Source organism: Rhizobium sp. TH135 (assembly GCF_002855515.1).
Taxonomy (GTDB): domain Bacteria; phylum Pseudomonadota; class Alphaproteobacteria; order Rhizobiales; family Rhizobiaceae; genus Allorhizobium.
On the sequence record NZ_PKRP01000004.1, the window covers coordinates 373925 to 395649 of the forward strand.

The following is a 21725-nucleotide window of genomic DNA, read 5'->3' on the forward strand; positions in this document are numbered from 1 at the left end:
CGTCAGCTCCCCCTCGTCCATTCCTGTCGGACTGTCTCGTCCGTTTCTTTTCCCAGATGCTCCATCCGGAGCCTCTGGAAGCCTTCCTCGGCCAAAAGCCGCGACAGCGCCCAGACCGCCATGCCGCGCACATCCGCCGAGACATCGTCCAGCAGCGCTTCGCAGGCGGGCGCCAGATCGCGAGAGCCGGAATTGCCGGCAGCAATCAGCACATTGCGCACGAAGCGATCCCGCCCGATCCGCTTGACCGGCGAGCCGCTGAAATAGGTGCGGAAGGTGGGATCGTCCAGCGTCAGGAAGAAGGCGATGTCAGGGGCCTTCAGGTCGTCGCGCGCGATAAGCTTTATCTCGCGCGCCGCGGCGGCAAACTTGTTCCACGGACAGGCCGCCAGACAGTCGTCGCAGCCATAGATGCGATTGCCGAAGGCGGGGCGCAGTGCAGGGTCGATCGGCCCCTTGTGCTCGATCGTGAGGTAGGAAATGCAGCGCCGCGCATCGATCTGGTAAGGCGCGGGGAAGGCGTCTGTCGGGCAGGCGTCGAGACAGGCCCGGCAGGAACCGCAATGGTCGGGCTCGGCTTCGTCGATTTCGAGTTCCGCCGTGGTGAACAGACTGCCGAGAAATAGCCAGGAGCCGAAGTCGCGGCTGACGAGATTGGTGTGTTTGCCCTGCCAGCCGAGGCCGGCTGACGCCGCGAGCGGCTTTTCCATCACCGGTGCCGTGTCGACGAAGACCTTGACGTCTGCGCCTGCGCGCGCGGCAAAGCGTGTCGCGACTTCCTTGAGGCGCCCCTTGATGACGTCATGATAATCCCGGTTACGGGCATAGACGGAAATCGCGGCCTGCTCCGGCTGCGCCTGCAGCAGGCGCGGATCCTCGTCCGGGCCGTAATTCATGCCGAACATGACGATGGAGCGAACTTCGGACCAGAGCACGCGTGGATCGGCGCGGCGCTCCCTAGTCTCTTCCATCCAGGCCATGGTGCCGTGGCGGCCGGCCTCGAGGAAGCTTTCAAGCCGGGCCGGCGCTTCGGGAATGGCATCCGGCAGCGTGATGCGACAGAGATCGAAGCCTTGAGCTTCTGCCTCCTGGCGCAGAAACCGCGTGAGATCTGCCCGCCGCTTCCGGATCTTGGGATCGATCTGCGGCTCGTCCATGACAGTAACCGTCAGAAGTCGAGGTCGGCGTAATGCGACACAGGCGTGATGCCGCGCACGCGCTCGGTAAGCAGTGGCCGGAAGGATGGCCGCGACTTGATCCGCTGATACCATTCCTTGGCGACCGGGAATTCGTTCCAGTCGATTTCGCCGAGATAGTCGAGCACGGAAACGGCGGCGGCGGCCGAAAGGTCCGCATAGCTCAACCGCTCACCGGCGATCCACTGGCGCGAGCCGGACAGCCAGGTGAGGTACTTCATGTGATGGCGGATGTTGGACCGTGCCGTGCGCAGCACCTTCGAGTCGGGTGCACCGCCACCGAGGCCGTTCGGAATGATCAGCTTGTGAACGCGTTCGCGCACCAGCGGCTTCGTCACGTCCTGCTCCATCTTCTGCAGGAACCATTCCGTCAGCCGGCGGATCTCGGCGCGCTGGAACGGGTCTTCCGCAAAGAGCCGCCGGTCGCGCTTCAAGACGCCGTGGGTCTCGTCGATGAATTCGGAGATAATGATCGGACCGCAAAGCGCCCGCATGTTGTCGTCGACATACACGGGCAGCGTGCCAGCGGGATTGAAGGCGAGGAACTCCTTGCGCTTCTCCCAGGTCTGCTCTTCCACCAGATCCGTCTGGAAGCCGTATTCGGACAGAACCAGGCGAATGAAACGGGACGCGGTGGACATCGTGTGATGATACAGGGTCGGCATCGGAACTCGGATTCTCGGAATTTTCAGTGGCCGCAGCGCAGGCTGTCGAAGCGGCTGGTCATCAGCGCGGCTTCCAAGCTATAGGGTTTCGGCTCCCGCAATACAAGCAAATCACTTTGCCTTCCCCTAGAAGGAGACCTCATGGAAGATCAATCGATTATCAGCGCGCTGGTCCTGGGCCTGATTGAAGGCCTGACCGAGTTCGTGCCGGTATCCTCCACCGCCCATGTCCTGCTGGCCGGCCATTTCCTCGGCTTTGAATCGCCCGGCAACACCTTTGCGGTGCTTATCCAGCTGGGCGCGATCCTGGCGATCCTGAGCGTCTACTTTGCCAAGCTCTTAGGCATCGCGCTGTCGCTGCCGACAAGTGCTGAGAGCCGCCGCTTTGTCGGTGCGGTCCTTCTGGGTTTCCTGCCCGCTGCCGTGATCGGTGTCATCGCGCATGATTTCATCAAGACCGTGCTCTTCGAGACACCGATGCTCATCTGCATCGTCCTGATCCTGGGTGGTTTCGTCCTGCTCTGGATCGACCGTCTGCCGCTGAAGCCGCGATATCACGACGTCACAGAATATCCGCTGTCGCTCGCGCTCAAGATTGGCTTTTGCCAGTGCGTGGCAATGATCCCGGGCACTTCGCGTTCGGGCGCCACGATCGTCGGCGCGCTGCTGCTCGGCGCAGACAAGCGCTCGGCGGCCGAATTTTCCTTCTTCCTCGCCATGCCGACCATGCTCGGCGCCTTCACGCTCGATCTTTACAAGAACCGGAATGCGCTGACGGTCGACGACACCATGATCATCGGGATCGGTTTCGTGGCCGCTTTTGTGTCGGCGCTCTTCGTGGTGCGGGGGCTTTTGAATTTCGTCTCGAAACGGGGCTATGCGCCCTTCGCCTGGTGGCGGATCGCCGTCGGCCTGGCAGGTATTCTCGGGCTGCTGATGTTCGGCTGAGGCCGACAGGTCCGAGACAAGAGAAAAGGCTGTCCCGAGGGGCAGCCTTTTTGATTTTGGGAAATCAGTTGGTCGACGGAATAGACGCCGTCGAGCAGGGGTCGATGCCATAGGCTGGCGAGCAATTGTCCTTGCGGGCCGCAACCGTGGTCGGCGCGACGAAGGAGCCAGCGATGATAACCAGCGCCGCACATGCGAAGAACAGTGCGATGGACTTGCCCATGAAATGCCTCTTGAGACTGTCTGAAATAAGGGGCCGGCAACCGCCGCCGGCCGACCGTTGGGGGCCAGTCTTTACGCATTGCCACGATCGCCATCAATAGGCGAACTTTGCTTTATCCTGAGTTAACGCAGGTCTTTGTTTAGCTGCGTCTTTTGTGCAACGCTGGTGCAGGTTGCAGCCGATCGGAAGCGCCGGAAAAGGCGGCTCACGCCGCCTTGCCGGATCCCGTATACTGGCCATGCACGCGGTACTGCACGAGGTAGGTCGGCAGGATTGCGGCCATCGTCACCGGCTGGATGCCGAGACCTTCGAGCGTGCGCCCTTCGGCCTTGGCAGCGGCGGAGACGACATTGTCCTTCTTCAGGAGCTTGACCTGATCGCTGGTCAGCGGCGGCGTGATCAGCGGCACGGCAGAGGCAATGCTGCCCATCATCGAGGCGATACCGAAGGGGATCGTCACGAGGGGCCGCTTGCGGCCGACGATCTCCAGCATGGTTTCCAGACACTGCTTGAAGGTCGCGATGTCGCGGCCGCCGAGTTCGTAGATCTTGCCGCGGGCGATGGAGCCATCAACGGCGCGTGCCACGACTTCGGCGACATCTTCCACATAGACCGGCTGGAACTTCGTCTTGCCACCACCAACCAACGGGAGCGCAGGCGCGATGCGGGCCATGGCAGCGAACTTGTTGAAGAAGCCGTCCTCGGGGCCGAAAACGATCGAAGGACGCAGGATGGTGGCATCAGGCAGGATCGACTGCACGGAAGCTTCTGCGCGCCCCTTGGTGGCGGCGTAAACCGAGTCCGACTTGGCATCGGCGCCGATCGCCGAAATATGCGTCAGCGTCGCGCCGACCGAACGGGCGGCTTCCGCGACAGCGCGGGCGCCAAAATCCTGCACGGCATCAAAGCCGTTGCGACCACTTTCAAACAGGATGCCGACGCAGTTCACGACATGGTCTGCGCCCTGGACGGCGGCATCGACCGACGAGCGGTAGCGCAGGTTGGCCTGAACGAAGGAGATCTGGCCGACATTGCCGAGCGGCTGCAGGAAGCCGGCGAGATCAGGGCGACGAACGGCAACGCGAATACGGTAGCCCCGCTTGGCGAGCGTGCGCACCACATGCCGACCGACGAAGCCCGAGCCCCCGAAAACGGTGACGAGCGGCGGAAGGTTGGACAAGGTCATGGACGGCTCCCCTGAACTGTATGGGCGCATACGATATGCGCGATCTGGCCTCTCTTAGCCGAATCGTCCGACCGGGGAAAGGCCCGTCAAAGCCGCACCCTGGGGACATTCCGCTGAAGGCGTGGAGGGGCTCAAACGCCCTCGACGACCACCATCTCGGCATCCGCCACTTCCTGGCGGATCTTGGCGGCAATCTGGTATTCCGGCGAGTTGTAGCAATCGACGGCTGCCTGATGTGACGGGAACTCGATGATCACGTTGCGGGCCCGGGCCTGGCCTTCCAACTGGGTAAAGGCGCCGCCACGGGCGATGAAGCTCGCACCGTATTTCTCGAAGGCGGGTTTCGCGGCAGCGACATAGTCCTTGTAGCGTTCTGGGTCCCGGATATCCACGCGTGCGATCCAATAGCCCTTGGCCATGTCTTCCTCCCGGGTTGTCTTTCGTTATGGCTGTTTGGCGAGTGCCTCGTCCATCTCGGCAAGGATCGCAAGGGCGGCTGCCTTCGGATCCTCGGCCTTGACGATCGGGCGCGCGACGACGAGATGGCTGGAGCCGGCCGCAATCGCGTCTGATGGCGTCATGACGCGCTTCTGGTCGCCCTTGTCAGCACCGGCCGGCCGGATGCCGGGGGTGACGATCGCCATTTTCGGCCCGACGATGCCGCGTACGGCGGACGCTTCTTCGGCCGAGCAGACGATCCCGCCCATGCCGGCGGCGCGTGCCTGTTCTGCGCGCCTGAGAACCAGCGTATGCGGGTCGTATTCGTAGCCGGCATCTGTCAGATCCTGCTCGTCCATCGACGTGAGCACAGTCACACCGAGCAGGCAAAGGCCGGATCCCTCGGCTGCCTTGACAGCGGCTGTCATGGCCTTCGGATAAGCATGCAGCGTTAGCATGGTCATGCCCATGCGCGCGATGTTCTCGACGGCGGACGCAACCGTATTGTCGATGTCGAGCAGCTTCATGTCGAGGAAGACCTGCTTGCCGTCCCTTGCAAGATCACGGGCGAATTCCAGGCCGCCGGCAAAAGCCAGCTGGTAGCCGATCTTGTAGAAGGAAATGCTGTCGCCGAGCGTCGAGACGACGCGCTCCGCTTCCTGGACTGTCGGAACATCCAGTCCGACGATGAGACGGTGACGTGCGCTCAAGACAAAGACTCCTGCCAGATCTCCATGCCCGTCCACTCGCATGCCGCGCGCGGAATCGCAAGCATGACTGGGGCAGGGGGATCGACGATCCCCCGTTCTCCGCAAAAGTGGCCGTTCACTTGGTATCAGGCCTTGCGGTAGATCCAGAGCTGGGCGGGCGGGATGTTGCGCACGACGAAGTCGAAATGCTGGATGTGGTAGCGGTCCGGCTTGGCGATGATCGGTGAGACGGGTCCATAGGTGATCTGGACCACGGGGCGCCCTTCCGGGATGCGCGACAGCAGGTCTTCAAGCAGTTGGATACGGGCTTCCATCGGGAAGCTCAGCATCGGTACTGCGGAGATGACGCAGTCGAAGGTCTGGTCGGCAAAGCCGCCAAGGATGTTCTTGAGGTCGAAGGCGTCGCCGTGGATGAAGTTGACGCCAGCATAATCCTCCACCAAGCGGCGGTAGAAGTCTTCGGAATACTCGACCGAGACAATCTTCTCGGGCGCGACGCCGCGCGCCAGGATCTGCTTGGTGATCACGCCCGTACCGGGCCCAAGCTCGAGGACCGGCAGGCCCGACTTCACATCAATGACGCTCGCCATGCGCTTGGCTGTCACGGAAGACGTCGGAACGATGGCGCCGACGGTCTTTGGTCCCTGCATCATGCCCTTGAAGAAACGGATCTCCTCGTCGAATTTCTTTTCGAACCGTTCCTTCAGTCGAATGGCCATGATCGTCCCTCTTCTTTTTGCTGCTCGATTGCTGCGAGCCGATTGCGACAATTTTGGGCCAGTTTGTCGCAAACGCAAGAGAGAATGACGCTGGCGGGCAAAATGCCCGCCAGAAACCTTGAAGCGTTAAACGCGCATCGGCATCAGGACATAGAGCGCGTCGGCGCCGGCGGTGTCGCGAATGAGCGTCGGGGAGCCGGCATCCGCCAGCAGGAAGATCGCATCCTCGCCCGAAAGCTGGGCGGTGATGTCGAGGAGATATTTGGCATTGAAGCCGATCTCCATCGCATCGCTTTCATAGCCGACGGCGACTTCTTCCGTAGCACTGCCGGAATCCGGATTGTTGACCGTCAGCATCAGCTGGCCGTCGGCCAGCGCAAGCTTTACGGCGCGGCCACGCTCGGACGAGATGGTCGAGACGCGGTCGACGGCACGCGCGAAGGTCTGGCAGTCGACGCGCATTTCCTTGTCGTTCGCCTGCGGAATGACGCGCTGGTAATCGGGGAAGGTGCCGTCGATCAGCTTGGAGGTCAAAACGACCGAGCCGATGGAAAGGCGGATCTTGGAATCGGAGATCTCGATGCCGATGATCAGTTCCGGATTGTCGATCAGCTTCTGCAACTCGCCGACCGTCTTGCGAGGAATGATGATGCCCGGCATGCCTTCCGAGCCCGAGGGCGCATCGACATCGGCGCGCGCCAGCCGGTGACCGTCAGTGGCAACGGCGCGCAGCTTCAGCGCGCCACCGGCTTCGATCGTGTGCAGGAAGATGCCGTTGAGATAGTAGCGCGTCTCTTCCGTCGAGATCGCAAACTGGGTGCGATCGATCAGCATCTTGAAGTCCGCGGCCTTCATCTTGAAGGAATGGGTAAAGGTGCCGGCGGTGAGATCCGGGAAGTCCGACTGCGGCAGGCACTGCAGCGAGAACTTGGAGCGGCCGGAAGCCACCGTCATCGTGCCGCCATCCGGGTTGGTGGCGAGCAAAACCTCGGAACCGTCGGGCAGCTTGCGCACGATTTCATAGAGCAGGTGCGCCGGAACGGTTGTGGCACCGGCCTGCTCGACCATGGCAGCCGTGCTTTCGGTGATCTCAAGGTCGAGGTCCGTCGCCTTCATGTCCAGTGCCGCGCCTTCGGCCTTGAGCAGCACGTTCGACAGGATCGGGATCGTGTTGCGGCGCTCGACCACGCGGTGCACGTGGTTCAGAGACTTGAGGAGATTGGACCGTTCAAGAGTTATACGCATGGGATGCTACCGCTTTCGACGTGTCGTCTTCCGGAGTTCCGGATCGGAAAAAGGGGCCGGGCAGTCCCCGGGCCGGACGATGTGGACGGGCAAAATGGCAGTAAAAGAGCGGGAAAAGCAAGAGGCTCCAAGGTTTTCCACGCCAGTCCCCAGCAGAGCTTGCCGGAATGGTTTATGGCGGCGGCACCCTTGCCGCGAGCATGGGTGTGGAGGATAAAGGCCGGATGACAACTGAAGACAAAAATGCGCCGGTCGCGGCCACTTCGAAGCGCTATCGCCTCAACGACACGCTGATTGTTGCCCGACCACTCGAGCCTGCGCTCTATCTGGTGGCGACGCCGATCGGCAATCTCGGCGACATCACCATCCGCGCGCTGGAAACGCTGGCTGGTGCCGATGTGCTCGCTTGCGAGGACACGCGCGTCACCCGCGTCCTTCTCGACCGCTACGGCATCGAGAACAGGCCTTACGCCTATCACGAATACAATGCCGACGAGGCCGGTGCCCGGCTGCTCGCATCACTCGAAGCCGGGAAGTCCGTGGCACTCGTCTCCGATGCCGGCACGCCGCTCGTCTCCGACCCCGGCTATCGCCTCGGCCAACTCGCCATCGAGGCGGGCCATCGCGTCGTGCCGATCCCCGGTGCCTCTGCTCCGCTCGCAGCCCTGGTCGGCTCGGGCCTGCCCAACGACGCCTTCCTCTTTGCCGGCTTCCTGCCGACCAAGGACAAGGCGAAGCGCGACCGGCTGCGCGAGCTCGCCAAGGTGCCGGCGACGCTCATCTTCTTCGAGTCCCCGCATCGCATCGGCGATACGCTGGTCGCGGCAGCCGAGGAGCTCGGCAATGATCGCCCGGCCTCCGTCTGCCGGGAACTGACAAAGACTTTCGAGGAATTCCGCCGGGGCCCGCTCGGCGATCTCGCCGCCGATTATGCCGACAAAACGGTCAAGGGCGAGATCGTCCTCGTCATCGGCCCGCCGGCCCCCGATGCTGCCCCTGACGCTGCCGACGTCGACAGCCTGCTTTCCGAACTCTCCGCCACCATGCCGACGGCCAAGGCCGCGACCGAGGCTGCAAAGCTGACCGGCCTGCCGCGCAAGGACCTCTACCAGCGCCTTCTGGAACTCAAGGGGGCCGCATGACGCCCAAGGGCGCGGATCGAAAACGCATCCGCGCCGAGAGGCTGGGCCGCTGGTCGGAATACCGGGCGGCGCTCGCGCTGCTTCTCAAAGGCTACCGGATCGTGGCGCTGCGCTACAAGACGAAGGCCGGCGAAGTGGACATCATAGCCCGCCGCGGCGATCTCGTCATTTTCGTCGAAGTGAAAGCCAGACGAGACCTGCGCGCCGGCGTCGATGCCGTCGGCTATGCAGCCGAGCGGCGCATCGCGAATGCCGCAGATCATTGGCTTCGCAGGCAATCTGATGCAACACGGCTGTCACTTCGCCATGATATCATCGTGGTACGGCCCTGGCGCTGGCCAACCCATTTTGAGAGTGCATTTTAGCTTCGTTTCACCTTCGACCTGGAGAGAGTGAAACCTTCGTTTTGTGACAGCCGTGACATAAAACTTTCAAGTCGCTGTCACGGAGCGCGCCTAATGGAGCCCTCACCGCAACAACCGGTGGAGAGGATCTATCCCATGATCAAGAAGATTTCCCTGGCCGCTCTGGCCCTGACCATGACCGCATCGACGACGCTTGCCGCGACCAACATCACCTGGTGGCACGGCATGGGCGGCCGCAACGGCGAAGTGATCAACGAGATCGCCCAGAAGTTCAACGCTGCCCAGGCCGAATGCGTCCTGACGCCCGTCTCGAAGGGCTCTTACGAAGAAGCTTTGTCGGCCGGTATCGCCGCCTTCCGTTCGGGCGAACAGCCGAACATCCTGCAGGTCTTCGACGCCGGCGCCGCCACCATCATCAACGCCAAGGGCGCGACCATCGCAGCCGAAGACCTCCTGAAGGACAACGGCTTCGAGTTCAACCGTGAAGCCTTCATCGAAGGCGTCCGCTACTTCTACGCTGACTCGGACGGCAAGTTCGTCGGCATGCCGTTCAACTCTTCGGCTCCGATCATGTACATCAACGACGAAGCCCTGAAGAAGGCCGGCGTCGAAGCCCCGAAGACCTGGGAAGAGTTCGAAGCCATCGCTCCGAAGCTCAAGGAAGCCGGCTTTATCCCGCTCGTCCAGTCGCAGCTGACCTGGCAGTTCACCGAGAACTTCTTCTCGCGCAACAACCTCCAGTTCGCCTCGAACAACAACGGCTATGACAGCATCGTCGACACGACGATCAACGTCACCGACGAAAACCACGTCATGATGTATGACAAGCTGAAGGCCTGGTACGATCAGGGCCTGTTCGGCTACTACGGCGCTGCCTGGAACGACAACCAGAAGGTCTTCGAAGAAGGCAAGGCAGCTCTCTGGATCGGTTCCTCGGGTTCGTTCGGCGGCCTGCAGAAGACCGCCACCATGCCCTTCTCGGCAACCTTCCTGCCTTACTGGAACTCGATCGAAGGCGCTGGCGTCCACTCCTTCATCGGTGGCGCTGCCCTCTTCGCAATGGCTGGCAAGTCGGCTGAAGAAAACAAGTGCTCGGCCTCGTTCTTCAACTTCCTGACCTCGACCGAGGTCCAGAAGTTCTACCACCAGGCCACCGGCTACGTTGCTATAACCAACGCTGCTTACGAACTGTCGAAGTCGGAAGGCTACTACAACGAAAAGCCGGCTGCCGAAGTTGGTATCCAGCAGCTGCAGCTGCCGACCGCCGAGTGGAACAAGGGCTATCGCCTGGGCTTCTACCCGCAGATCCGCGCCGTGATGGAGCGCGAATACAACCGCCTCTTCGCCGGTGAGACCACGGCCAAGGACGCCATGGAAACGATCAAGAAGGAAGCCGACGAGCTTCTCGCCCGCTTCGCCAAGACGGCTGGCTGATCATTTCTGAAACTTGATTGGGACCCGGGGGCGACAAACCCCCGGGACTTGCATTGAGAGGGCTCCATGAAGCGCGTCCAGTTCAACTCGCGATATCTGCCATATCTGTTCCTGCTGCCGCAGTTCGCGATCATTTCGATCTTCTTCTACTGGCCCTCGATGCAGGCGATCACCTCGTCTTTCTATATCGAGGATCCCTTCGGCTTCGGTTCGAGCTTTGTCGGGGCCGACAATTACACGGATGCGCTTACCTCGCCGGAATACCAGCGGATCGCCCGCTTCACGATCGGCTACAGCCTGATCGTCACCTTTCTCGCTTTGTCGATCGGCATGCTGCTCGCCTTGAAGGCCGATGCAGTAATCCGCGGCAAGTCGGCCTACAAGACGTTGCTGATTGTCGTCTATGCGATTGCCCCGCCGGTCGCCGGCCTCATCGGCATGATGCTCTTCGACCAGCATATCGGCCCCTTCGTCAAATTCGCTGCCCTCTTCGGCTGGGAGATGAAGGTCGGCCTCAATTATTTCGACACGGCCTTCGCCATGGTCGCTGTCGCGGTCTGGAACCAGATCCCCTACAACTTCATCTTCTTCCTCTCTGGCCTCCAGGGCATACCGGCCTCGATCCGCGAGGCGGCCGCCATCGACTGTAAGTCGGGCACGCGCCGTTTCTGGACGGTCATACTGCCGCTGCTCACCCCGACGGCCTTCTTCCTGCTCGTCATCAACATGACCTATTCGCTCTTCGACACCTTCGGCGTCATCGATGTCATCGTGAAGGACAAGGCGGCGAACAACCCGATCACGCTGGTCTACAAGGTCTATCTCGACGGCTTCCGCGGCAACGACCTCGGCTCGTCTTCTTCCCAGTCGGTCATCCTGATGCTGGTCGTTCTGGTCCTGACCATGATCCAGTTCCGCTTCATCGAACGCCGCGTCCATTACGGTTGAGGAGAGCGCCATGTACCGCACCAAATTCTTCGACCACCTGATCCTGAGCGCGGGCGTGATCTTCATGCTCGGCCCGCTGGTCGTCGCCTTCACGACGTCGACCCACTCCGCTGCCGAGATCCACACCAACGGCCTGATGCTGTCGATCGGCGATGATTTCGCCACGACCTACGACAAGGTCCTGTTCAAGTCTGGCGGCTTCACCGGCCAGGTAACCGGGCTCACCATGGCGATGAACTCGCTGATCCTGGGCCTGGGCTTCGCGATCGGCAAGATCGTGCTCTCGATGCTGGCGGCCTATGCCATCGTCTATTTCCGCTTCCGCTTTGCAACGCTCGCCTTCTGGCTGATCTTCACCACGCTGCTTCTGCCGCTCGAAGTGCGCATCATGCCGACCTACAAGGTCATGAGCGAACTCTCGCTCCTGAACAGTTACCAGGGCCTGATCCTGCCGCTTCTGGCATCGGCCACCGGCACCTTCTTCTTCCGCCAGTTCTTCAAGTCGGTGCCGGACGAATTGCTCGAGGCCGCGCGCATCGATGGTGCGGGTCCCTTCAAATTCTTCATCGATATCCTGCTGCCGCTCTCGCGCACCATGATCGCCGCCGTCTTCATCATCATGTTCGTCTATGGCTGGAACCAGTATCTCTGGCCCATGCTGATGACGACAGACGAAGGCTTCTACACCCTGATGCGCGGCATCAAGCAGATCCTGCAGGTCTGGGTCGGCTCGCAGATCCCCGATTACAACGAAGCCTTTGCCATGGCCGTGCTCGCACTCCTGCCCCCCGTCATCGTGGTGGTGGTGTTCCAGAGCTGGTTCATCAAGGGCCTCACCGAAACCGACAAGTAAAGGGAGTGCCGACCATGGCGTCCATCGACATCACCGAGGTCTCCAAGATCTATGACAAGGGCGGCGCTAAGGCCGTCGATGCCGTCGACATCCAGATCGAGGACGGCGAGTTCATCGTGCTCGTCGGCCCCTCCGGCTGCGGCAAGTCTACGCTTCTGCGCATGGTGGCCGGCCTGGAAGCCATCTCGCAGGGCACGATTTCGATCGGCGACCGCGTCGTCAACGAGGTCGAGCCGGCGGACCGCGACATTGCCATGGTCTTCCAGAACTATGCGCTTTATCCGCACATGACCGTTTTCGACAATCTCGCTTATGGCCTAAAAAACCGCGGTACGCCGAAGGCCGAGATCGCCGCGCGCGTGGCGGAAGCCGCCAAGATGCTGGAGATCGAGAAATATCTCGACCGCAAGCCGCGCGCGTTGTCCGGCGGACAACGCCAGCGCGTCGCCATGGGCCGCGCGATTGTCCGTAAGCCCGCCGTCTTCCTCTTCGACGAGCCGCTGTCCAACCTCGACGCCAAGCTGCGTGTCACCATGCGCGGCGAAATCCGCAAGCTGCAGAAGCGGCTGAAGACCACCGCGATCTACGTCACCCACGATCAGCTGGAGGCCATGACGCTGGCCGATCGCCTCGTGGTCCTGAACGGCGGTCGCATCGAGCAGATCGGCACGCCGCTCGAGGTCTATAACCGACCGGCCTCCACCTTCGTTGCAAGCTTCATTGGCTCGCCAGCCATGAACCTCGTTGAAGGCCACATCGATGGAGCCGAGCTCGCAATCGGTGACGCACGCATCCCCTTGAGCGGTGCCTGGCCTCAGGGCGAGGTCCGAGTCGGTATCAGGGCGGAAGATCTGGTCGTCGCCAGCGAAAGCGAAACCATGTTTGACCTCGCGATCGACTATGTCGAAGAGCTGGGTGCCCAGCGTCTTGTCCATGGACTGGTCGGCAATCAGCCTCTGACCGCCGTTCTCGGCTCCAACGTCCCGCTCGGCGATCGTCTGCCCCTGCGCATTGCGCCGGAGCTTCTGCACTTCTTCGCGCTCGACACCGGTCGGCGCCTTGAAGCTGTCGCACGCGATGGCGCTACCGAGACCGCAATGGCCGAGCGAAGCCCGGTCCTGGCCTGATCAGATCCGAAGCATTTTAGCGATCGGGAACACGCGTCCTTAGAAGCTTGCTGCTAACGTCCGCAGCGACTTTTAAGGGGGAAATGATGGCTCTGAAGCTTCTTCTGGCGGGAATGGCGAGCGTGGCGCTGGCGGCGCCGAACCGCCGTGCCGACGCCCAGCCGCCCGTGATCGCCGCCAACTGTGATCATCTGGCACTCAAGGCTGCACCGATCAACCCAGACTGGATCATTCGCGGCACGCCGCTCGCTCGCATCGGCGAGCATTCTCAAAGCGGCGACGAGGCGAGCCTGACGGCCGTCTGGGACTGTACCGCAGGCGAGTTTCGCTGGTTCTTCGGTTGGGACGAGACTGTTGTCATCCAGGAGGGCGAGGTGCATGTCACCGCCGAGGACGGCGTTCAGCGTCTGCTGAAGGCCGGCGACATCGCCTATTTCCGCCAGGGCACCTGGTCCACCTGGCGGGTGGACACTTACGTCCGCAAGGTTGCCTTCCTGCGCAAACCCTTCCCCGAGCCGCTGGCAACGCTCTACCGCATCCGCAATGCGCTGCGGCGCGGCAAATATTCGGCACTCTGATCTGAATGCTCCTTCAGCAAAATTGAGGCCGCGCGGCGTTGCTATCGCCCGCCGCACGGCCTAAATCTCCGAGACTTCCGAACGGAGACAGACCACATGGCGAAGATTACCAATGTCGCGGTCCAGATGGACCATGTATCCACGATCAACATCGCGGGCGACTCCACCTTCGCCATGAGCCTGGAGGCCCAGGCGCGCGGCTACAAGCTCTTCCACTACACGCCGGACCGGCTCTCGATGCGCGATGGCAAGGTCTTTGCCACCGTCGAGCCGATGGAACTCCGCGACGTCAAGGGCGACCACTTCACCCTCGGCGCGCCCGAGCGGGTGGACCTCTCGACCATGGATGTCATTCTGCTGCGCCAGGATCCGCCGTTCGACATGGCCTATATCACCTCGACCCATCTGCTGGAGCGCATTCACCCGAAGACGCTTGTCGTCAACGATCCGGCCTGGGTGCGCAATTCGCCGGAGAAGATCTTCGTCACCGAATTCGCCGACCTGATGCCCCCGACGCTGATCACGAAGGATCCGGCCGAGATCGCGCGCTTCCGGGAAGAACAGGGCGACATCATCCTGAAGCCGCTCTACGGCAATGGCGGCGCCGGCGTCTTCCACTCGACCCGCGACGACCGCAACTTCTCCTCGCTGATGGAGATGTTCGGCCAGATGTTCCGCGAACCCTTCATCGCTCAAGGCTACCTGCCGGCCGTACGCAAGGGTGACAAACGCATCATCCTCGTCGACGGCGACCCCGTCGGCGCGATCAACCGCGTGCCCGCCGAACACGACGCCCGCTCGAATATGCATGCCGGCGGAAGGCCCGAGCCGACCGAACTGACGGCACGCGAGCGGGAAATCTGCGCCCGCATTGGCCCTGCGCTTCGCGAACGCGGCTTCCTGCTCGTCGGCATCGACGTCATCGGCGACTACATGACCGAGATTAACGTCACCTCGCCGACCGGATTGCGGGAAGTAAAGAAGTTCGGCGGCGCCGACATCGCAGCCCTTCTCTGGGATGCGATCGAGCGCAAGCGCGCCTAACGCTCTGAATCCTCTTTAGAAGTTCAGCGGTTGTTCCGGTTGTTCAACCGGATGCAACCGCACGCCTTATCTGAAGATGCGGATGTTCCGCAAATGTTCTTGCACTCGAATGCCTCTTGTGCGAGATTGTTCTCGTCGCCACACGCAATATGAAGTTGCATTGGCGACTATAGGTCGATCGGCGAGGGCGGGCGATGGTAGCGCGTATCAGTACGGTTGCATTCCAGGGCATCGAGGGCGTGCCCGTCGAGGTTCAGGTCATGGTTGCCCCCGGCAAGACCGGCATGCAGATCGTCGGCCTGCCCGACAAGGCGGTTGCGGAAAGCCGCGAGCGGGTCCAGGCGGCGCTGCACGCCTCGGGACTTGCCCTGCCGGCAAAGCGCGTGACGGTCAATCTGGCGCCAGCGGACCTTCCAAAAGAGGGCTCACATTTCGATTTGCCCATCGCGCTTGGCCTCATGGCCGCACTCGGGGCGATCCCCGGAGACGCACTCTCCGGCTTCCTGGTCATCGGCGAACTCAATCTGGATGGCACCATAGCCCCGATCGCCGGCGCGCTGCCGGCGGCCATCAGTGCAAATGCCGTGGAGAAGGGGCTCATCTGCCCGGCCGACAGCGGCGCGGAAGCCGCCTGGGCCGGCAGCGAGATCGACATCCTCGCGCCCCGCAGCCTGATCGCGCTGGCCAACCATTTTCGTGGCACGCAGGTGCTGTCCAGACCCGAGCCTTCGATCCGGGCACTTCCTGCCAATCTGCCTGATCTTGCCGATATCAAAGGCCAGGAAAGCGCCAAGCGCGCTCTGGAGGTCGCAGCCGCTGGTGGGCACAATCTGCTCTTCGTTGGCCCCCCAGGTTCAGGCAAGTCGATGCTGGCCGCGCGTTTGCCCTCGATCCTGCCGCCGCTGTCAGCGCCCGAACTGCTCGAAGTCTCCATGATCCATTCGATCGCCGGGCAGCTCTCCGGCGGCAAGTTGTCGGACCGCCGTCCCTTCCGCACGCCACATCATTCCGCCACCATGGCGGCGCTGGTCGGCGGCGGGCTCAGGGCCAAGCCCGGGGAAGCCTCGCTCGCTCATCACGGCATCCTGTTCCTCGACGAACTGCCGGAATTCGCGCCGCCCGTGCTGGATGCTCTCCGCCAGCCGCTCGAAACCGGCGAGTGCATCATCGCCCGGGCCAATCACCGTGTGTCATACCCCTCCGATTTCCAGCTGGTCGCGGCCATGAACCCCTGCCGCTGCGGCATGGCGGGGGAGCCCGGACATGTCTGCGCCCGTGGATTGCGCTGCCAGACCGAATATCAGGGGCGCATTTCCGGGCCGCTGATGGACCGCATCGACATCAGGATCGACGTTCCGGCGGTCTCGGCGACGGACCTGATCAAGCCGCGCGCAGCCGAAAGCAGCGCTGAAGTGGCGAAACGCGTGGCGGCCGCCCGGGCCCGCCAGCGTGATCGGTTCGAGCGGCTCGGTCTCACCTTCAGCACCAATGCCCGGTGCTCGACGGCGCTGATCGAGACGCTGGCCGAGCCGGATGCCTCAGGGCTCCAGCTGCTGCGCGATGCGGCCGAGAAATTCCGCTTCTCGGCGCGCGGCTATCACCGGGTGCTGAAGGTTGCGCGCACTCTGGCGGATCTCGATGGCGTCGATACGTTGGGGCGCATTCACCTGGCCGAGGCCATCTCTTATCGCATCGCCTCCGAACGCCTCGCGGCGGCGGCATGACGGCGGCGATGTGAAGGCTATGAGGCGCAGGGCGGCGGCGGTTGTCAGTGATGGTCGGAAGGCGGCTCGGCAGTCGGGCGCAACATGTCGACCGGCAGCGTCAGGCGGATCACGGCGCCGGTTTCGGGATAGCTGATCTCGGTCTGTCCACGCACGCCGGCGATCACGCGCTTCATCAAGGTGGAGCCGAACCCGCCCGCACCGGCGAGCGGCGGGGTGGGAACTGGACCGCCGCTTTCGCGCCAGGTGATCACGAGTTGCTCGTCGGCTTCCGGGCGAGCGTCGATCGACCAGGCGAGATCGACATGACCGGTAGCTACGCTGAGGGCGCCATATTTGGCAGCATTGGTTCCAAGCTCGTGCAGGATGAGGCTTAAGACGACCACAGTCTGTCCGCCGATTGGAACCCGTGGCCCGCTCGCGTCGAACCGTGGCGTGCCGACGATCGCGAAAGGCTCGAGCGCCTGGAAGACGACACTCTGCAGTGAGGCGTCCTCGCCTTCGCGTAAGCCCCGCAGCAGAAGGTTCGAGCGGCCGAGTGCGGCCAGCCGGTCACGCAGCCGGGCGGCGAGTTCATCGGCGCTTGAGGCATTCTTCAGGGAGAGGCTGATGATCGCATTGATCGTGGCGAAGATATTCTTGAGCCGGTGGTCGAGCTCCTGCGCCATGACCTCCTGCTGCTCGGCCAGCCGTTGAATTTCTTCGCGTGTGTCGATCTCCTGCCGGTAGGCCCGGGTAACCAGATAGATCATGGTCAGTTCGGTGGTGACGACGAAAAGATAGAGGCCCATGGCAAGCAACGTGCCCATGGAAAAGTCGAACCGTCCTGGACTGATGAAAAAATACCAGGCGGATAGACCCGACAGGATGGCAACGAGCACTCCCTGGCGAAGCCCAAAGACGAAGCCGCAGATGATCACCGCAGGGAAGAAGGTCAGGAAGGGAAAGCCGGCCGGCAGGACGTTATCGAACCACGCGCGGACCGCAAGCGCCACCGCAAAGACGATCAGGCTTGCCACATAGGTGGCAATCAGGCCGCCGGCAGACAGTCGCTCTTTGACGGAAGCGAAGGCAGGCAGCCGGTGAAGAAGTGCGCGCATGGATCCCCGGGGAGAACTTGAAAAACGAAATCAATTTGTTGTGAGGCAATCTAGCCGGGGAAAGAGACGCCCGCAATGGAGGAAGCGCCGATCGAGCGCCGGCGCTTCCGGTGGTGGCTTACTCGCCGAGGCCTGCGAACAGGGCGGTCGAGAGATAACGTTCAGCGAAAGACGGGATGATCACGACGATCGTCTTGCCGGCGTTTTCCTCGCGCTGGCCAACCTTGATCGCGGCAGTCAGGGCGGCACCGGAGGAGATGCCGACCGGCACACCTTCGAGCCGCGCGACGAGCCGTGCATTCTCAAAAGCCTCGTCATTGGTCACGGTGACCACTTCGTCATAGACATGGGTGTCGAGGATGGCAGGCGCAAAGCCCGCCCCGATCCCCTGGATCTTGTGCGGGCCGGGATTGCCGCCTGACAGAACCGGGCTGTCGGCCGGCTCGACCGCGATGATCTTGATCTCCGGCTTGCGGCCTTTGAGAACCTGGCCCGTACCGGTTATCGTCCCGCCCGTGCCGATGCCGGACACGAGGAAGTCGATCGTGCCCTCGGTATCGTTCCAGATTTCCTCGGCCGTGGTCTTCCTGTGAATTTCCGGATTGGCCGGGTTCTCGAACTGCTGCGGGATAACAGCATCCGGCGTCGTTTCGGCCAGCTCCTGGGCCTTGGCAATCGCGCCCTTCATGCCCTTGGCGCCTTCGGTCAGAACCAGTTCCGCGCCAAGCAGCGCCAGCATCTTGCGGCGCTCGATCGACATGGTTTCGGGCATGGTGAGGATCAGGCGATAGCCCTTGGCGGCGGCGGCGAAGGCAAGCGCAATGCCGGTGTTGCCGGACGTGGGCTCGATCAGCACGGTCTTGCCGGGCGCGATCTTGCCTTGGGCTTCCAGGCTTTCGATCATCGCCACGCCGATGCGGTCCTTGACCGAGGCAATCGGATTGAAGAATTCGAGCTTCGCCAGCAGATGCGCCTTCACGCCTTTTTCCTTGGCCAGCTTGTCGAGGCGCACGATCGGGGTGTCGCCGATCGTCTCGGTGATCGAGCCATAGACGCGTCCGCGACCGGGTTTCTTCTGCTCAGTCATGTGTCTCTCCCTGATGATTTGGTTGGCGCGAGCTTACGCCCGGTGCCCCTTGCATTCCAGCATAGCCATGCCGCGGCGAGCGGCATCCTTGGAAAAATCTGCTCCGTCGCCGGCTCGTTATGATCCCTCAGGAGAAAAGCGCCCGCGGCCGGTTTGTTGCATGCCTTGAAAACTCAGGCGGCGCGCGCCGCGATATAGGCCGCCGTGCCGGCCAGAATGCCCGCTGCGCTCCGGTTCAGAACCTTCAGCGCCTCAGGGCGCTTGAGCAGTCCGCGCGCCTGGGCCGCGAGCAGGATATAGGGCAGGAGCACCGCCATCAGCACGATGAAGGTCAGCCCGACGAGCAGGATGTAATCGGCAAGCCCGATGGCTTCCAGCGGAATGAGTGTCGGCACCAGCGCGACATAGAAAAGCATGGTCTTCGGATTGCCGAGCGTCACCAGCAGGCCGGACAGGAAGGAAAGCGCCGGGCGCATCGCCTTCTGCGCCTTGATGTCCTGGGGAACGAGGCCCGCAGTCCACAGCTTCCATGCGACATAGACGAGATAGGCCGCGCCGAGGAACTTGAGGATGATGAAGGGCGTGACGAATGTCTTGGCCAGCACCGAGAGCCCGAGGATGACGGCGGTCAGATAGACGAGATCGCCGAGGATCAGCCCGAGCCCCATGAAGAAGGTCGGCCGGAAACCGGAGCCCAGCGCACGCGCCACGATCGCCGTCATGCCGGGGCCTGGAATGGCAGCCGCAATGAAGAGGGCGCCGCAATAGGCGATGATGGTCGTCAGTGTCATGGGGGCTCCTCCTTGCCCATTCCTAATCTCGAGCGGAAAGACTTGCAACGGTGACACGATCGCGATTGCGGCTCTCAGTCGGTTGCCGCTAGGAGGCATCAATACCCGCGAGGAAACGATCTTGTGCCAAGCCTCCCAGCATTCCTTGCCTTCGCCCTGATCTGCCTTGGTATGGTCCTAACGCCCGGGCCGAACATGATCTATCTGGTGTCGCGGTCTATCTGCCAGGGCCCCATGGCAGGCCTCATTTCGCTGGGCGGCGTGGCTCTCGGCTTTGTCGTCTACATGCTTCTCACAGCCTTCCGCATCACCGTCCTGCTGCTCGCCGTTCCCTTCGCCTTCGAGGTTCTGAAATTCTGTGGCGCGCTCTATCTCGGCTGGCTCGCCTGGCAGGCGCTGAGGCCTGGTGGCCGCTCGCCCTTTCAGGTGCGTGATCTGCCTGCCGACAGTCCCCGCAAACTCTTTGTCATGGGGCTTGTCACCAACCTGCTGAACCCCAAAGTCGCGATACTCTACATGTCGCTTCTGCCGCAGTTCATCGATCCAGCGCGGGGCAGTGTGCTGCTCCAGTCGCTGGCTTTGGGCTTTACGCAGATTATCATCGGCGTGACGGGCAACGGCCTGATTGCCCTCTCAGCCGGCACCATCGCGCTCTTCCTCGCCGGCCGCCCGTTCTGGATGGTGGTGCAACGCTGGTTGATGGGCACGGTGCTCGCGGCTCTCGCGATCCGCATGGTGACGGAAGCGCAGCGCTGAACATCCGGAACAGTCCGCTCTTTAGAAATCCGCCAGCGGCGAGAGCATGAAGGGCTGAGCCAGGGACGTGAGGTCCAGGCCCTTTACCATGAGCACACAGTCGCCTTGATGCGGTGTTGCCACACCGTCCCAACCGAGCCGATCTACGGGGAAGAATACCTCTGCCCGCTCAAAATGCGCCCCGAGGCTCGCCACGATATGGCCGAGCGGTGGGATCTGGCGTGCCGCGATATCCAGGATTTGCAGTGAAGTATCACCTTGGGGCTTCCAGGCGATAACCGCATCGTCTTCTTCCAGCAGGCTCAGCCGGATATCCTGATCGAAGTGGGCATTGAGCAGGAACATCTCCTTTTGCCGCACGACGGAGAAGATCTCGGAGACGGGTTGCCGACCCCCAAGCGCTATCTGAACGATGTGGAGATCCGCCTCTTGCTTCAAGTCGAGGTCTCGCGCCCTGGGCACGGCCAAGTCAGCATGTGGAACGGCACCATGAAATTTGAACTGCGGCACGGTCCGGAAGCCATAGGTCTCATAAAGCCCCGGCTTGTCCGTCAGCAGGATCCCGGCTTCGAAGCCTTCGCGTTCCGACCAGTCGAAGGCCCGCTTCATCAAGGCCCGGTATAGCCCTTGTCCGCGGTAATCCGGCCGCACGGCGCCTGACTGGTAGCCCGCGGCCCGAACCACCCGTCCATTGACGACGAGCGGTATGGAGAAGGCGGAGAAATTGGCGACGCACCGTCCTGACGGATCGAAATAGCCAAACGGCATCGATGTGGGATCAGGTCCGCCCAGGTTCATCTGGTGGGAGATGTCGATGCCGAAGATGTCCTGCAGCAGATCCGCGAGCGCCTGAAACGCCGCGGGATCTCCGAAGTAACCTTCCCGTAGCGTGAGCGTTTCCGGCATGGGCGCCCTCACACCCCCGTCGAGCCAAAACCGCCGGCACCCCGCGCCGTGTCGGATGTCTCCGTCACCTCGGCCACCCTGACCTGGGTCACCGGAGCAATCACCATCTGCGCGATGCGCATGCCGCGGGTAATCACGAAATCCTCCTGGCCTAGATTGACCAGAAGCACCTTCACCTCGCCGCGATAGTCGCTGTCGATGGTGCCGGGTGTGTTGAGACAGGTCACGCCGTTCTTGAAGGCAAGGCCGGAGCGCGGCCGGATCTGCGCCTCGAGACCTTGGGGGATTTCCATGACAAAGCCCGTCGGCACCAGCGCCCGCGCACCCGGTGCAAGCGTCATTGGCTCATCGTCTCCGACAGCTGCGCGCAGATCCATGCCGGCTGCCCCCGCCGTCTCGTAAGCCGGCACGTCGAGGCCCGCGCCATGCGGCAGGCGCTTCAGGTTCAGGACGGGGCCGAGGTTTTCGGGGCTGATGGAGGACATGGCAAGATTCCTTTGTTGCCCGCGCTCAATTGCATATTGGCCCTCGAAACGCTAG

At 62.4% G+C, this 21725-nt stretch carries 24 protein-coding genes; 11 read left to right on the plus strand and 13 right to left on the minus strand.

Features of this window, described 5'->3' with window-relative positions; translation table 11 throughout:
• Positions 1 to 2 precede the first annotated feature (2 nt).
• Positions 3 to 1157: a tRNA epoxyqueuosine(34) reductase QueG gene (gene queG, locus C0V73_RS14615; RefSeq protein WP_102020713.1), complete on the minus strand. Its 1155-nt coding sequence runs from the start codon at positions 1155 to 1157 to the stop codon at positions 3 to 5.
• Positions 1158 to 1168: 11 nt separating this feature from the next.
• Positions 1169 to 1861, minus strand: coding sequence for a glutathione S-transferase family protein (locus tag C0V73_RS14620; protein ID WP_102020714.1), 693 nt, complete (start codon positions 1859 to 1861; stop codon positions 1169 to 1171).
• A 141-nt stretch (positions 1862 to 2002) separates the two neighbouring features.
• On the opposite strand from C0V73_RS14620, the gene C0V73_RS14625 reads away from it, so the two are divergent.
• Positions 2003 to 2809, plus strand: coding sequence for an undecaprenyl-diphosphate phosphatase (locus tag C0V73_RS14625; protein WP_102020715.1), 807 nt, complete (start codon positions 2003 to 2005; stop codon positions 2807 to 2809).
• Positions 2810 to 2873: 64 nt separating this feature from the next.
• On the opposite strand, the gene C0V73_RS23115 is transcribed toward C0V73_RS14625, so the two are convergent.
• The 6 genes from C0V73_RS23115 to dnaN form a co-directional block, all read right to left on the minus strand.
• Positions 2874 to 3032 carry a hypothetical protein gene (locus C0V73_RS23115; RefSeq protein ID WP_167494938.1) on the minus strand — a complete coding sequence of 53 codons (159 nt, stop codon included), beginning with the start codon at positions 3030 to 3032 and terminating at the stop codon, positions 2874 to 2876.
• Between the two features lie 205 nt (positions 3033 to 3237).
• A complete protein-coding gene (locus C0V73_RS14630) occupies positions 3238 to 4218 on the minus strand; it encodes a complex I NDUFA9 subunit family protein (protein ID WP_102020716.1) in 981 nt (326 codons plus the stop codon).
• A 131-nt stretch (positions 4219 to 4349) separates the two neighbouring features.
• The gene (locus C0V73_RS14635) at positions 4350 to 4637 is read right to left on the minus strand and encodes a DUF1330 domain-containing protein (protein WP_102020717.1); all 288 of its coding nucleotides are present in this window, start codon (positions 4635 to 4637) and stop codon (positions 4350 to 4352) included.
• Between the two features lie 24 nt (positions 4638 to 4661).
• Positions 4662 to 5366, minus strand: coding sequence for an orotidine-5'-phosphate decarboxylase (gene pyrF / locus C0V73_RS14640; protein WP_102020718.1), 705 nt, complete (start codon positions 5364 to 5366; stop codon positions 4662 to 4664).
• 125 nt (positions 5367 to 5491) lie between these two features.
• Entirely contained in the window at positions 5492 to 6085 is a 594-nt protein-coding gene (pmtA, locus tag C0V73_RS14645; RefSeq protein ID WP_102020719.1) for a phospholipid N-methyltransferase PmtA, read from the minus strand.
• A gap of 126 nt (positions 6086 to 6211) precedes the next feature.
• The gene (gene dnaN, locus C0V73_RS14650) at positions 6212 to 7330 is read right to left on the minus strand and encodes a DNA polymerase III subunit beta (protein WP_102020720.1); all 1119 of its coding nucleotides are present in this window, start codon (positions 7328 to 7330) and stop codon (positions 6212 to 6214) included.
• A 224-nt stretch (positions 7331 to 7554) separates the two neighbouring features.
• On the opposite strand from dnaN, the gene rsmI reads away from it, so the two are divergent.
• The 9 genes from rsmI to C0V73_RS14695 all read left to right on the plus strand — a co-directional run bounded on the left by rsmI (position 7555) and on the right by C0V73_RS14695 (position 16545).
• On the plus strand, positions 7555 to 8472 hold the full coding sequence (gene rsmI / locus C0V73_RS14655; RefSeq protein WP_102020852.1) for a 16S rRNA (cytidine(1402)-2'-O)-methyltransferase: 918 nt from the start codon (positions 7555 to 7557) through the stop codon (positions 8470 to 8472).
• On the plus strand, positions 8469 to 8837 hold the full coding sequence (locus tag C0V73_RS14660) for a YraN family protein (protein ID WP_102020721.1): 369 nt from the start codon (positions 8469 to 8471) through the stop codon (positions 8835 to 8837). Before rsmI ends, C0V73_RS14660 begins: the two co-directional genes overlap by 4 nt.
• A 135-nt stretch (positions 8838 to 8972) precedes the next feature.
• Entirely contained in the window at positions 8973 to 10271 is a 1299-nt protein-coding gene (locus tag C0V73_RS14665) for an extracellular solute-binding protein (RefSeq protein ID WP_102020722.1), read from the plus strand.
• 66 nt (positions 10272 to 10337) lie between these two features.
• Positions 10338 to 11219, plus strand: a complete 882-nt coding sequence (locus tag C0V73_RS14670) for an ABC transporter permease subunit (protein WP_102020723.1) — start codon at positions 10338 to 10340, stop codon at positions 11217 to 11219.
• Between the two features lie 10 nt (positions 11220 to 11229).
• Entirely contained in the window at positions 11230 to 12072 is an 843-nt protein-coding gene (ugpE, locus tag C0V73_RS14675; protein WP_102020724.1) for a sn-glycerol-3-phosphate ABC transporter permease UgpE, read from the plus strand.
• 14 nt (positions 12073 to 12086) lie between these two features.
• Entirely contained in the window at positions 12087 to 13199 is a 1113-nt protein-coding gene (locus tag C0V73_RS14680) for a sn-glycerol-3-phosphate import ATP-binding protein UgpC (RefSeq protein ID WP_102020725.1), read from the plus strand.
• A gap of 86 nt (positions 13200 to 13285) precedes the next feature.
• On the plus strand, positions 13286 to 13777 hold the full coding sequence (locus C0V73_RS14685; protein ID WP_102020726.1) for a cupin domain-containing protein: 492 nt from the start codon (positions 13286 to 13288) through the stop codon (positions 13775 to 13777).
• Between the two features lie 96 nt (positions 13778 to 13873).
• Positions 13874 to 14821 carry a glutathione synthase gene (gene gshB, locus C0V73_RS14690; protein ID WP_102020727.1) on the plus strand — a complete coding sequence of 316 codons (948 nt, stop codon included), beginning with the start codon at positions 13874 to 13876 and terminating at the stop codon, positions 14819 to 14821.
• 194 nt (positions 14822 to 15015) lie between these two features.
• A complete protein-coding gene (locus tag C0V73_RS14695) occupies positions 15016 to 16545 on the plus strand; it encodes a YifB family Mg chelatase-like AAA ATPase (protein ID WP_102020728.1) in 1530 nt (509 codons plus the stop codon).
• A gap of 44 nt (positions 16546 to 16589) precedes the next feature.
• On the opposite strand, the gene C0V73_RS14700 is transcribed toward C0V73_RS14695, so the two are convergent.
• The 3 genes from C0V73_RS14700 to C0V73_RS14710 all read right to left on the minus strand — a co-directional run bounded on the left by C0V73_RS14700 (position 16590) and on the right by C0V73_RS14710 (position 19523).
• The gene (locus C0V73_RS14700) at positions 16590 to 17645 is read right to left on the minus strand and encodes an HWE histidine kinase domain-containing protein (RefSeq protein WP_102020729.1); all 1056 of its coding nucleotides are present in this window, start codon (positions 17643 to 17645) and stop codon (positions 16590 to 16592) included.
• A gap of 118 nt (positions 17646 to 17763) precedes the next feature.
• Positions 17764 to 18732 carry a cysteine synthase A gene (gene cysK / locus C0V73_RS14705; RefSeq protein ID WP_102020730.1) on the minus strand — a complete coding sequence of 323 codons (969 nt, stop codon included), beginning with the start codon at positions 18730 to 18732 and terminating at the stop codon, positions 17764 to 17766.
• A gap of 173 nt (positions 18733 to 18905) precedes the next feature.
• Positions 18906 to 19523 (minus strand): LysE family translocator, encoded by a 618-nt coding sequence (locus tag C0V73_RS14710; protein WP_102020731.1) that lies wholly within the window; start codon positions 19521 to 19523, stop codon positions 18906 to 18908.
• A gap of 171 nt (positions 19524 to 19694) precedes the next feature.
• Between C0V73_RS14710 and C0V73_RS14715 the strand changes: the two genes are divergently transcribed.
• The gene (locus C0V73_RS14715; protein WP_102020853.1) at positions 19695 to 20279 is read left to right on the plus strand and encodes a LysE family translocator; all 585 of its coding nucleotides are present in this window, start codon (positions 19695 to 19697) and stop codon (positions 20277 to 20279) included.
• A gap of 21 nt (positions 20280 to 20300) precedes the next feature.
• Here C0V73_RS14715 and C0V73_RS14720 read toward each other — a convergent pair whose 3' ends face one another.
• Positions 20301 to 21185: a GNAT family N-acetyltransferase gene (locus C0V73_RS14720; RefSeq protein WP_102020732.1), complete on the minus strand. Its 885-nt coding sequence runs from the start codon at positions 21183 to 21185 to the stop codon at positions 20301 to 20303.
• Between the two features lie 8 nt (positions 21186 to 21193).
• Positions 21194 to 21670: a dUTP diphosphatase gene (gene dut, locus C0V73_RS14725; protein WP_102020733.1), complete on the minus strand. Its 477-nt coding sequence runs from the start codon at positions 21668 to 21670 to the stop codon at positions 21194 to 21196.
• Between the last annotated feature and the right edge of the window lie 55 nt (positions 21671 to 21725).

Bases quoted from the DNA above. Each gene is read 5' to 3' on its own strand.
- ugpE (WP_102020724.1), top strand. From the start codon at position 11,230: ATGTACCGCACCAAATTCTTCGACCACCTGATCCTGAGCGCGGGCGTG.
- C0V73_RS14700 (WP_102020729.1), bottom strand. From the start codon at position 17,645: ATGCGCGCACTTCTTCACCGGCTGCCTGCCTTCGCTTCCGTCAAAGAG.
- cysK (WP_102020730.1), bottom strand. From the start codon at position 18,732: ATGACTGAGCAGAAGAAACCCGGTCGCGGACGCGTCTATGGCTCGATC.
- gshB (WP_102020727.1), top strand. From the start codon at position 13,874: ATGGCGAAGATTACCAATGTCGCGGTCCAGATGGACCATGTATCCACG.
- dut (WP_102020733.1), bottom strand. From the start codon at position 21,670: ATGTCCTCCATCAGCCCCGAAAACCTCGGCCCCGTCCTGAACCTGAAG.
- C0V73_RS23115 (WP_167494938.1), bottom strand. From the start codon at position 3,032: ATGGGCAAGTCCATCGCACTGTTCTTCGCATGTGCGGCGCTGGTTATC.
- C0V73_RS14715 (WP_102020853.1), top strand. From the start codon at position 19,695: ATGGTCCTAACGCCCGGGCCGAACATGATCTATCTGGTGTCGCGGTCT.
- pmtA (WP_102020719.1), bottom strand. From the start codon at position 6,085: ATGGCCATTCGACTGAAGGAACGGTTCGAAAAGAAATTCGACGAGGAG.
- C0V73_RS14685 (WP_102020726.1), top strand. From the start codon at position 13,286: ATGGCTCTGAAGCTTCTTCTGGCGGGAATGGCGAGCGTGGCGCTGGCG.
- rsmI (WP_102020852.1), top strand. From the start codon at position 7,555: ATGACAACTGAAGACAAAAATGCGCCGGTCGCGGCCACTTCGAAGCGC.
- C0V73_RS14710 (WP_102020731.1), bottom strand. From the start codon at position 19,523: ATGACACTGACGACCATCATCGCCTATTGCGGCGCCCTCTTCATTGCG.
- queG (WP_102020713.1), bottom strand. From the start codon at position 1,157: ATGGACGAGCCGCAGATCGATCCCAAGATCCGGAAGCGGCGGGCAGAT.
- C0V73_RS14670 (WP_102020723.1), top strand. From the start codon at position 10,338: ATGAAGCGCGTCCAGTTCAACTCGCGATATCTGCCATATCTGTTCCTG.
- C0V73_RS14630 (WP_102020716.1), bottom strand. From the start codon at position 4,218: ATGACCTTGTCCAACCTTCCGCCGCTCGTCACCGTTTTCGGGGGCTCG.
- C0V73_RS14720 (WP_102020732.1), bottom strand. From the start codon at position 21,185: ATGCCGGAAACGCTCACGCTACGGGAAGGTTACTTCGGAGATCCCGCG.
- C0V73_RS14695 (WP_102020728.1), top strand. From the start codon at position 15,016: ATGGTAGCGCGTATCAGTACGGTTGCATTCCAGGGCATCGAGGGCGTG.
- C0V73_RS14635 (WP_102020717.1), bottom strand. From the start codon at position 4,637: ATGGCCAAGGGCTATTGGATCGCACGCGTGGATATCCGGGACCCAGAA.
- C0V73_RS14665 (WP_102020722.1), top strand. From the start codon at position 8,973: ATGATCAAGAAGATTTCCCTGGCCGCTCTGGCCCTGACCATGACCGCA.
- dnaN (WP_102020720.1), bottom strand. From the start codon at position 7,330: ATGCGTATAACTCTTGAACGGTCCAATCTCCTCAAGTCTCTGAACCAC.
- C0V73_RS14660 (WP_102020721.1), top strand. From the start codon at position 8,469: ATGACGCCCAAGGGCGCGGATCGAAAACGCATCCGCGCCGAGAGGCTG.
- C0V73_RS14620 (WP_102020714.1), bottom strand. From the start codon at position 1,861: ATGCCGACCCTGTATCATCACACGATGTCCACCGCGTCCCGTTTCATT.
- C0V73_RS14680 (WP_102020725.1), top strand. From the start codon at position 12,087: ATGGCGTCCATCGACATCACCGAGGTCTCCAAGATCTATGACAAGGGC.
- C0V73_RS14625 (WP_102020715.1), top strand. From the start codon at position 2,003: ATGGAAGATCAATCGATTATCAGCGCGCTGGTCCTGGGCCTGATTGAA.